Genomic DNA, 8831 nt, shown 5'->3' with positions numbered 1-8831 from the left:
TTCCCCGGCTCCGGTAACCTCTAACCCGACCGTTGAGGCGATATYCCCTGAGTATTTAGCGATTTGGTTAGAAATCCTGAAAGCCAAAAAAAGGGGATTAAGCGGGAAAGCCGTCTATACCATTTTCCAAAAATACCAAGACCAACTCGACCTCGATTTTGCCGAAACCCTCCGCCAATGGTTTCACTCCCAACTCGACCCCAAGAAAATTAGGAAAAATAAGGACCTAGCCCGAAACCTTCATAATTTTGCCATTAATATTAGTGATTTCCCATTAGGCAGTCGAGCCAATAATCTGGAAATTGCCATTCTTGCCTACCAATCCGCCTTAGAAGTCCGCACCCGCATCGCCTTTCCCGAAGATTGGGCAATGACTCAAATGAACTTGGGGRMTGCCTACCAAACCCGCATCTGGGGAAAGCGAGCCGACAATATCGAGGAGGCGATTCGCCGCTACGAAGATGCCTTAGAAGTCCGCACCCCCTCCTCCTTCCCCCTAGACTGCCTCCAAACCGGACGCAACCTCGGCAACCTCGGTTATGACCTCCAAAACTGGGAAAGCGCCATCGAAGGCTACGACAACGCCATCCGCGCCGTGGAACAGAGCCGGGACTGGGCGACCTCCCCCAATACGAAACGTCAAATCCTGGAAGATGCCCTGCCCATCTATGGCAAAATGATACAGGCTTGCCTGCACCTGGAACGCTACGACCAAGCCCTGCTCACCGTCGATCGCAGTAAGTCCCGCACCCTCATGGAAATGCTCACCAGCGCCGACCTGGTTCCCAAAAACGCCACCCCCCAACAACAGGACCAATACCGCCAACTCAACCGGGAAATCGCCGCCCTCCAACAATCCTTCGCCCCCACCGAGACCCCCGAAGCCGGGGAAACCGAGACCCCCGAAGCCGGGGAACGCCGAGGACACCGGGACATCGCCACCGCCACCGACGCACCGGGAACCCCTCAACTGAAACACCTGCTGCAACAACGGGACCGCCTCCTGGCGCAAATCAACGACCCCGCCTTYAACGCYCTCCAGACCGTSCGCCCCCAACTCCCCGACTTTCGCCAACTCCTGACCCCGGAAACGGCTCTCATCGAATGGTATCTCCCCCAAGACCCGAACTTGGGAGCCTGGGCGTTCACCGTCACCCTAGACCAAGACCGCCCCCATATAGACGTTTACTGCTACAGCGCCGACCAACGCCAGCGCCTCGACCAATTCAACCAAACCTACTTCGCGGACTACCGCCAAGCCAGTTGGTATCAAGCTCTAGGCGATCGCCTAGATGACCTCACCGAATATCTTCACCTATCGGATATCATCGCACCCCTGCCGCCCACTTGTCAACGGCTGATTCTGATTCCCCATCTCTACCTGCACCTGTTCCCCCTCCACGCCTTATCCGTTGACCTCAACGCCCCCGCCACCCCCTTACTGGAGCGCTTTAGCCAAGGGGTCAGCTACGCCCCCAGTTGCCAAATTCTCGACTACATCCACCACCRCCCCCAACCGGCCAMCCCACCCCAATTATTCGCGGTGCAGAACCCCACCCAAGACCTGAACTATGCCCAAATGGAGGTCGAGTTCATCCGCCCCTACTTCGACCCCAACACCTATATCCTCAGCCGGGAAGCCGCGACGAAATCCGCCCTAAATCGCCCAGAAACCCTAGAGAAACTGCGCGAGAGTCATATAATTCATTTTTCCTGTCACGGGGGCTTTGACAGCGAAAAWCCCCTCAATTCCGCCGTGATTTTGGCAGGGTATGCACCCCTCGAATCTGCCCCCACGGAGGAAAAACCCCAGACCCTCACCCTCCGGGATGGTCGTCGCTTCGACACGGCACAGCAAGGCTTAACCCTGGGGGAAATTTATCGCAATCTGGAAATTCCCGCCTGTCGTCTGGTGATGCTTTCGGCTTGTGAAACGGGACTAATGGGGAGTTTATTGACCGATGAATATATTGGGTTAGCCAGTGGGTTTTTGTATGCGGGAACTCCGGCGGTGGTGAGTAGTTTATGGTGTGTGGATGATTTTGCGACGGCTTGTTTGGCGATTCGTTTCTATTATGAATTCCGCCAAGATGAGCGGGTGGTGATGGCATTACATAAGGCGCAAAATTGGCTCAGAGGGGTTTCGGTTGCGGGGTTTTTAGACTGGTGTGGTCAGGGTTTGMAGATGACGGAGGATGAGTGTGAGATGATTGATTTGAAGTTAATGGATTATGATGAGGGTTGTCCGTTTGGTCAGCGCCGTTATTGGTCGGCTTTTGTGGCGATCGGTTTGTAGKGGATAATGCCCTCTCCCCAGCCCTCTCCCASAGGGAGAGGGAGCAAGACAGTAGGTTGGGTGAAGCGCAGCGTAACCCAACACCCAACACCCAACACCCAACACCAAACACCCAACAATAAGGAATCATGCTCGGCCCTCTCCCCAGCCCTCTCCCTGTGGGAGAGGGAGCAAGACAGTAGACAGTAGGTTGGGTGAAGCGCAGCGTAACCCAACACCCAACAATAAGGAATCATGCTCGGCCCTCTCCCCAGCCCTCTCCCACAGGGAGAGGGAGTAAGACAGTAGACAGTAGGTTGGGTGAAGCGCAGCGTAACCCAACACCCAACTGTAAGGAATCATGCTCGGCCCTCTCCCCAGCCCTCTCCCACAGGGAGAGGGAGTAAGACAGTAGACAGTAGGTTGGGTGAAGCGCAGCGTAACCCAACACTMAACACCCAACAATAAGGAATCATGCTCGGCCCTCTCCCCAGCCCTCTCCCACAGGGAGAGGGAGTAAGACAGTAGCTTGGGTGAAGCGCAGCGTAACCCAACACTAAACACCCAACAGCCAACAGTGAAAAACCGGGTTTCCTTGTTAAAATTGGTTAATACCGCCCAAATGCTGCTACAGACTCGGTATGTTCACATTCGGAGATAATACCGTGAGCGATCGCATTTCCAACTCAGATTTATTACAAACTATCGAAGACTTCCTCACCTATCTCGAACCATCTCAAACCAACCCCCAAAATCACCCCAAACTGTCGGAACATCTACAAGTATTAGAAGACCAATTAACCGCCGCCGAAGATAAAACCTTGAAACTGGCGAAAATCATTAAATCATGGTGTAACGAGTATCAGATTACCTTCAACCCAGAAGAGTTGATAATAGTTCGCGCCCACATGAAACAACAAGGGCAGACAATCCCCAAACCAGCAGAAGGAGAACGACCGGAAACGGTCTATAATAAGGCCTTACTGGTGGCTAGAGTGCAACAGGCAAAACAAGCACACTCCTAATCTGTTTACCTAATCTTTAGCAACCATAAATATGAGCGATAAAATAGCCCCAATTTATGCCCCTAGTTTGTATTGGTTCGCCTATGAATATCATCGCGGCTTAGTGACCTCAAATGATGATACCCCCGCCCAAACCTTAGACCACGTTACCCCCCAATGGGTGCAGGCAAAATATAGCAGTATTCTTAACAAGTTCGAGGTAGACTTAGAGTTAGATATTCGCTCAGATGAACCTTCCCAAAATTTCGATTTGCTGGTCGGTGCTGATGATGAAATAACTACATTTGACTTTACCACTAAACAGCATTTAGAAGGGTTTATTTATCCTCAATGTCTCCATGATAGTTATGCCCTAAATCTGAATATTTGCCAACCCTAAACCCCCGGACAAGATGAATATAAGCTGGCGGATTTAGCTAAATTTAACCCTGGTAATTGCTTTAAACCGTCACCGGATTCGGCTTCTAATTTAGGGCAAACTCTGTTATTAAGTGCCTATTTAAACACCAATAAACCGGAGAATATTCGCGACTTAGAACCTCTGGCTAGACAAGGCTRGATTRAGTTTTTTYMMMCTGRAAAATGGGGAGAAATTACCGCCTCTCTATCGCGCTGATAATCTGCTGGGTGGATATCTGTATGAGTACGGGAGTCCGAGGGCGGATTTAGAGGAAAATCCCTACGGTCATTTATTGACTTGGTTTCTATTTGAAGAACAGCCAACTTTAATCCTGCAAAAGTGTTATTGGGAATTGCCGGAGTTACTACTATATTATCACAAAATCTGTAAAAGTTTTCAAGATAGTCGGATTTATTACGATCGCGCCGATCGCCTAGTCACAAACCATGAAACAGAATTCAATCCGGTGAGTCAAACCTATCTCAATCGGCAAAACAAAGACCTACTCTCGGCCAGGGAACTGCAAACTTTGAAAATCACTTTAAAAACCCTGCTAGAGACTTCCCTCAACTATTCTCAACAACTGCGAAATATGGAATATGCGCGCCATACGATCGCCATCAATCGCCAAAACTATCAAACCAGTTTAGAACGCATGGAACAACTGGCAGAAACTCCCATGGAAGGTTGGCGGTTATTTTACGAAAAGGAAGCCATAACTTTTCAATAACAAATCCGCGCYGATTTAAACTACTTTTATCCCGGTTCCAACCTCCTCAATCAAGCAATTGCCACAATTCGCGGTTTAGTGGAAATTGACCAAGCGGAACGCGATCGCCACATTCAAGAAAAGCAACAAAAACTCCAAGATCACATTCAGGCGGTGGGGGTAGGAATTGCTGGGGGTGCGATCGTTGCCTCCAGTAGCGGATTGTTATTTGAACCCCAACGGATGACGTTTCCGTGGGAAGCAGAATTTGGCAGATATCCCCATCCGTTTTTGAGTGCGTTCGCGCAGCGTGTCCGGAGGACGTATCGCCATCAGTAGTCTAGTGGCTTATTTAGCCTTCAAAGCTGCCAAATATTGGATTGAAAAAGGGCGATCGCGCTAAGGGCGATCGTAGGCGTATCTCTCCCGGATTCAAGAAATCCTCGGCTGTCGAGGTGGGGAGGGTCAGGAATTACGGATTTCCTCGGAGTGAGTTATGGGAAGATTTCTATGATGTGTTAGTGGCTCATACTCGTGAGGATGAGGAAGAGGTGTCTTGGGAGGAGTTAAAACAAGACATTCAGGCAGAAGCAAAGGGCAAATGAAGGGTATGCTGTCCGGTTTAAGAAGTCGGCGGCTAAGGAATCGCTCGATATCAATCTCCAGTTACGCCTTGGGGAGGCGATCGCCTGAGTTTCGCCCCCCGTCCGCCCGGAGTGGTAACGTTGAAGGGGGACGATAATCTCTAGGGAATTGGTAAATCATTTCCAGTGAAGCGATCGCTAGAGGTCTTCAGCAACCCGGTTTCTCGGTGGCGGGGGTGGGGTAAAATCCCGATGGTATCCCCTATCCGGTGCGTGGCGATGGATGAACCCAGAGTGCAGGCTTATCTCTCCCTGATTCAAGAATTCTTCGGCTATCCTAATGAAGAAAATACCTACTCATCGAACTCCCTAAAGATTATAAGTTTAATTTTTTAATGAAACAGCCCTACTTTGGTGGGAGTGGTATTCGATAAACTACCAAAGTATTTCTACTTCATACTGCTCAAACATACCATCTTCTGATAGTAAAGTTAAAGTTTCAGATTTAGCTTGGGAAATTAATAATCGGTCAAACGGATCTCGATGATGGAAAGGTAACGTTTGTAAGATCAATAAGTGCGGCAGATGAATGGGTAGAATTTCAATATCGCTGGGAAGAATAAAATTGATAACAATTTGTTCGAGTGGGATTGCCAGTTCGAGTTTACCGAGGCTAGTTTTAATGGTTATTTCCCAGAGGCTAACAATACTTAGATACAACGTGTTACTTTCATCTTCGATCGCTTGCCTTGCGGTTTGGCTAAGTTTTGGGTTGCCGTCTATCAGCCAAATAAAGATGTGTGTATCTAATAATAAGCGCATCACATATACTCAGAAAAATCATTGAGGGGTGCGTTAAAGTCTTCGGCAATCTTGATTTTGCCCTGCATACAACCAAATAAACTTTTACGGCTGATTTTTTTGTCTACAAATAGGTTCGGCTGTTGTTGCCACTGGGTAATTAAGTAGGAGACGAGTTGCAACTGCTCTTGGCGATCGAGTTGGGTGACTTCTGCTAAGACTTTTTCTAGGAGGGGACTCATCATTGACCTCAACTTTGAGATTTCTTTGATTGTACTACTTTGAGAGGGTAAAGGGAAAAAGTCTGGGAGAAGAAACCGGATTTCTACTAGCATCTGGTGTTTATTCACAAATATTTAACAAAGAAACCCGGTTTCTCAGTGGCGGGGATGGGGTAAAATCCCGATGGTATCCCCTACCCGGTGCGCGGCTATGGATGAACAGCGAGTCCAGGCTGAGTTTTTGATGCAAAATGTTCCAACAACATTCTATGAATAAAAATATAGCCCCCACCAATCTTTTGTAAAAATATTCGTTCCGTGGCATGATCCAGAAACTTGGCATAATTCCAAGGAGCTTTACCACTTAGGGTTAAGATAACTCTCAGTGCAAAGTGTTGAATACAGGCAAACATTGCTGGCGAAAATATCCACATAAAGCTCGTAATAACTGCACTCCATAATACAGGAAAACTTGTCAAAATTGTAAATACGCCAAATCCAGTAATCAATATAAATAGCAAGATAATTCCATTTCTTAGTGATGTGTAAGTTCCTTGGTTAGGATTTATAGTTGAGTCTATAACATATTCTTCTGAATCGCTTAGTGATATAAGCCAGAAGACGAGTGCCAAAATCCAGAATACAAATGACCAGTTTAATAAAATTTCTGCTATGAGAGGTGAGGATAAGGTTATATATAAATTTTGAAAAATATATTCAGCAATTATTAGAAACAAAACTAATATTGTTGCGGCAGTACCTATAATTAATGCCATAAAACCTAATGTCCCTAAAAAAGTGCTTATTTTTAAAGATTGCATAGGATTGATTTTTGTTAAACTAGCTAATATAACTCCATATATAAAAAAACATAAAATAAATAATATTTTTGATAAAATTGATATATTCACCAAATACACCAAACTTAATCCCCATAACATAGGAATGCTAAAAAGAGTCGCGCCATACCAAAATCTTTCTTGTTCTGACAACCAACTAGGCTGCATCCGCTCAATTAAAAATATAGTTTGAGATTTACTTGACATATTTTGGCTTAACCAAGTTAGCCAGCGAAGCGTTTTCTGATCGGAATATTGCTGATTCTGCTGACGACGATTTAACATTTTCTGGATATACTTATTGAATAAATGCTCTCGTCTTTTTTCTAAAGGCATTTTGGGTAATTCATAGGCATAAATACCCTCATAGGTAATGGCAACAATGGAAAGTATGAGTGGAGTTTTCGTCAAATCTTGTAACACCGTATCATTAACCCATACTTCTTTTACCCCTTGTAGTGGCTCTCCTACTTGGTCAAAATAATCCTTGATTTGTTCTAGGGTTAAATCTTCAATGAAGATAGCCCCTTGAAATTCTAAACGGCTAGAAAGAGATTCATAGTCTTTGATACGGCTACAAACAATCATCTCGGTTGTTCCGTAACTATTTTTGAAGTCATTGATAGCAATGACACAATCATTTCTACGTTCCTCAGCTACCTCATCTAAACCGTCTAATAACAATAAAAAATCTTGATTTCCCAGCCAATTTTTGCCGATTTTTTGTGGTATCTGATATCGAGTTTCTAGTTCTTCCAACAGCCACTCGGCAAGACTTTGCTTTTTCGCTGCCGCCCAAGAAGACAGGTTAAAAACTACAGGAATGGGCAGTTCAGTATTTTGCTCCGCACGCTGAATTAACTCCTCTGCTATTTGTAGCAAAGTAGTTGTTTTCCCCGAACCTGGATCTCCTAAAATGAGCATAGTGCAACCTTTCCCCATTTTGTCAAATTGGTTGATTGCCTTAGTACCTTTTGGCAAACTTCTGCGAGGCTGTTCCGGTGTTTGCCAATCTAATCGCACGGCATCAAATCGCTCTTCCAACCCTAACTCAATTGACGCTCGGTCAGATAGAGAACCTTTTAGAACTCCTTTAATCCAATAGTTTTTAACTTTGTTTAGTAGTGCTTGACGGTTCTTATAGGCTTGGGGAGTTAGATTTGATGAGCTAGAGGGTGTAATTATGGGCTTTTGCCGTATTTGTAAAAAAGCCATGAGAGTTGGCAATAATGTTCCCATAACAAACAAAAATAAAGATGCATAACCTGCATATTGAACTAGCTCATTGGGCAAATGATCTCCCTTGAGTAATAGGAAGAGGACAATACTTCCAATCACTGGGGGTAGTCCAATCAACCAAGCACGGTTTGTTGTTTCAGAAGTTGTTTGAGAATTACTGGACTGAGTGCTACAGAAGCCAATTCCTACCATAGAGAATACTGTTAGCCCAAAAAATAGTTGTTCTGGAATTGGTAGATCGGATTTTCCTGGTAGTTGATTAATGCCCCAACACATGACACCATTCAATGCTGTTGTCATTAAACTAGGTAGGGAAGCACTCAATTTTCTCATTGCGTTTACAGCAGAATACTCATTTAGGCTTTGATGCTATATTATTCCCCGATAACTTGCAACAAAATTAGCTAACAGTATACTTCTGTAACATTTTAGGGCTGTAGCCACGTCAATATCATCGACCTGCGCCGTCAAATCGCCAGCTACCAACAACAACTCGCCTACACCCCCAGCGAAACCCTCACCCCCACCACCGAAAAATACCCCAACCAACCCTCCCCGGAAACCCTCATCCGCCAACAACTCCAAGCCGCTAACCAGCAATTCCAAGACCTGCTCACGGAACTCGACGACCCCAACTTTACCCTCACCCAACAAGTCCCCGCCCAACTCCCGAACTTGCGCCGCCTCCTCCCCACCCAAACCGCCCTCATTCAGTGGTATATCCCAACCGAAGCGGCA

At 46.2% G+C, this 8831-nt stretch carries 10 protein-coding genes; 6 read left to right on the top strand and 4 right to left on the bottom strand.

Annotated features, from left to right (window positions below):
- The 6 genes from B9T16_RS22580 to B9T16_RS22555 form a co-directional block, all read left to right on the top strand.
- The coding region (locus B9T16_RS22580) for a CHAT domain-containing protein (RefSeq protein ID WP_410245833.1) at window positions 1-2296 on the top strand (2296 nt) is incomplete at its 5' end.
- A 620-nt stretch (window positions 2297-2916) separates the two neighbouring features.
- A complete protein-coding gene (locus tag B9T16_RS22575) occupies window positions 2917-3300 on the top strand; it encodes a hypothetical protein (RefSeq protein WP_410245832.1) in 384 nt (127 codons plus the stop codon).
- A 31-nt stretch (window positions 3301-3331) separates the two neighbouring features.
- Window positions 3332-3679: a hypothetical protein gene (locus tag B9T16_RS22570; protein WP_410245831.1), complete on the top strand. Its 348-nt coding sequence runs from the start codon at window positions 3332-3334 to the stop codon at window positions 3677-3679.
- Between the two features lie 313 nt (window positions 3680-3992).
- The gene (locus B9T16_RS22565; RefSeq protein WP_410245830.1) at window positions 3993-4430 is read left to right on the top strand and encodes a hypothetical protein; all 438 of its coding nucleotides are present in this window, start codon (window positions 3993-3995) and stop codon (window positions 4428-4430) included.
- A gap of 78 nt (window positions 4431-4508) precedes the next feature.
- A complete protein-coding gene (locus B9T16_RS22560) occupies window positions 4509-4748 on the top strand; it encodes a hypothetical protein (protein ID WP_410245829.1) in 240 nt (79 codons plus the stop codon).
- Window positions 4749-4789: 41 nt separating this feature from the next.
- Complete coding sequence (locus tag B9T16_RS22555) at window positions 4790-5014, top strand: hypothetical protein (protein ID WP_410245828.1); 225 nt, start codon at window positions 4790-4792, stop codon at window positions 5012-5014.
- A gap of 414 nt (window positions 5015-5428) precedes the next feature.
- Here B9T16_RS22555 and B9T16_RS22550 read toward each other — a convergent pair whose 3' ends face one another.
- From B9T16_RS22550 to B9T16_RS22535, 4 genes are all read right to left on the bottom strand, one after another.
- Entirely contained in the window at window positions 5429-5815 is a 387-nt protein-coding gene (locus B9T16_RS22550) for a type II toxin-antitoxin system VapC family toxin (RefSeq protein ID WP_410245834.1), read from the bottom strand.
- Window positions 5815-6144, bottom strand: coding sequence for a hypothetical protein (locus B9T16_RS22545; RefSeq protein ID WP_410245827.1), 330 nt, complete (start codon window positions 6142-6144; stop codon window positions 5815-5817). Before B9T16_RS22545 ends, B9T16_RS22550 begins: the two co-directional genes overlap by 1 nt.
- 80 nt (window positions 6145-6224) lie before the next feature.
- Window positions 6225-8426 carry an NACHT domain-containing protein gene (locus tag B9T16_RS22540; RefSeq protein ID WP_410245826.1) on the bottom strand — a complete coding sequence of 734 codons (2202 nt, stop codon included), beginning with the start codon at window positions 8424-8426 and terminating at the stop codon, window positions 6225-6227.
- Between the two features lie 36 nt (window positions 8427-8462).
- Window positions 8463-8831: hypothetical protein (locus B9T16_RS22535; RefSeq protein ID WP_410245825.1), on the bottom strand; the 369-nt coding region annotated here is incomplete at its 5' end.

The sequence above is a fragment of the Arthrospira sp. PCC 8006 genome (genome assembly GCF_046480465.1).
In the GTDB taxonomy this organism is placed as follows: Bacteria; Cyanobacteriota; Cyanobacteriia; order Cyanobacteriales; family Microcoleaceae; genus Limnospira; species Limnospira platensis.
This window is presented reverse-complemented; position numbering and strand designations above follow the sequence as displayed.

Coding starts and splice junctions, on each gene's coding strand:
- B9T16_RS22575 (WP_410245832.1), top strand. CDS start 2,917: ATGTTCACATTCGGAGATAATACCGTGAGCGATCGCATTTCCAACTCA.
- B9T16_RS22570 (WP_410245831.1), top strand. CDS start 3,332: ATGAGCGATAAAATAGCCCCAATTTATGCCCCTAGTTTGTATTGGTTC.
- B9T16_RS22550 (WP_410245834.1), bottom strand. CDS start 5,815: ATGCGCTTATTATTAGATACACACATCTTTATTTGGCTGATAGACGGC.
- B9T16_RS22540 (WP_410245826.1), bottom strand. CDS start 8,426: ATGAGAAAATTGAGTGCTTCCCTACCTAGTTTAATGACAACAGCATTG.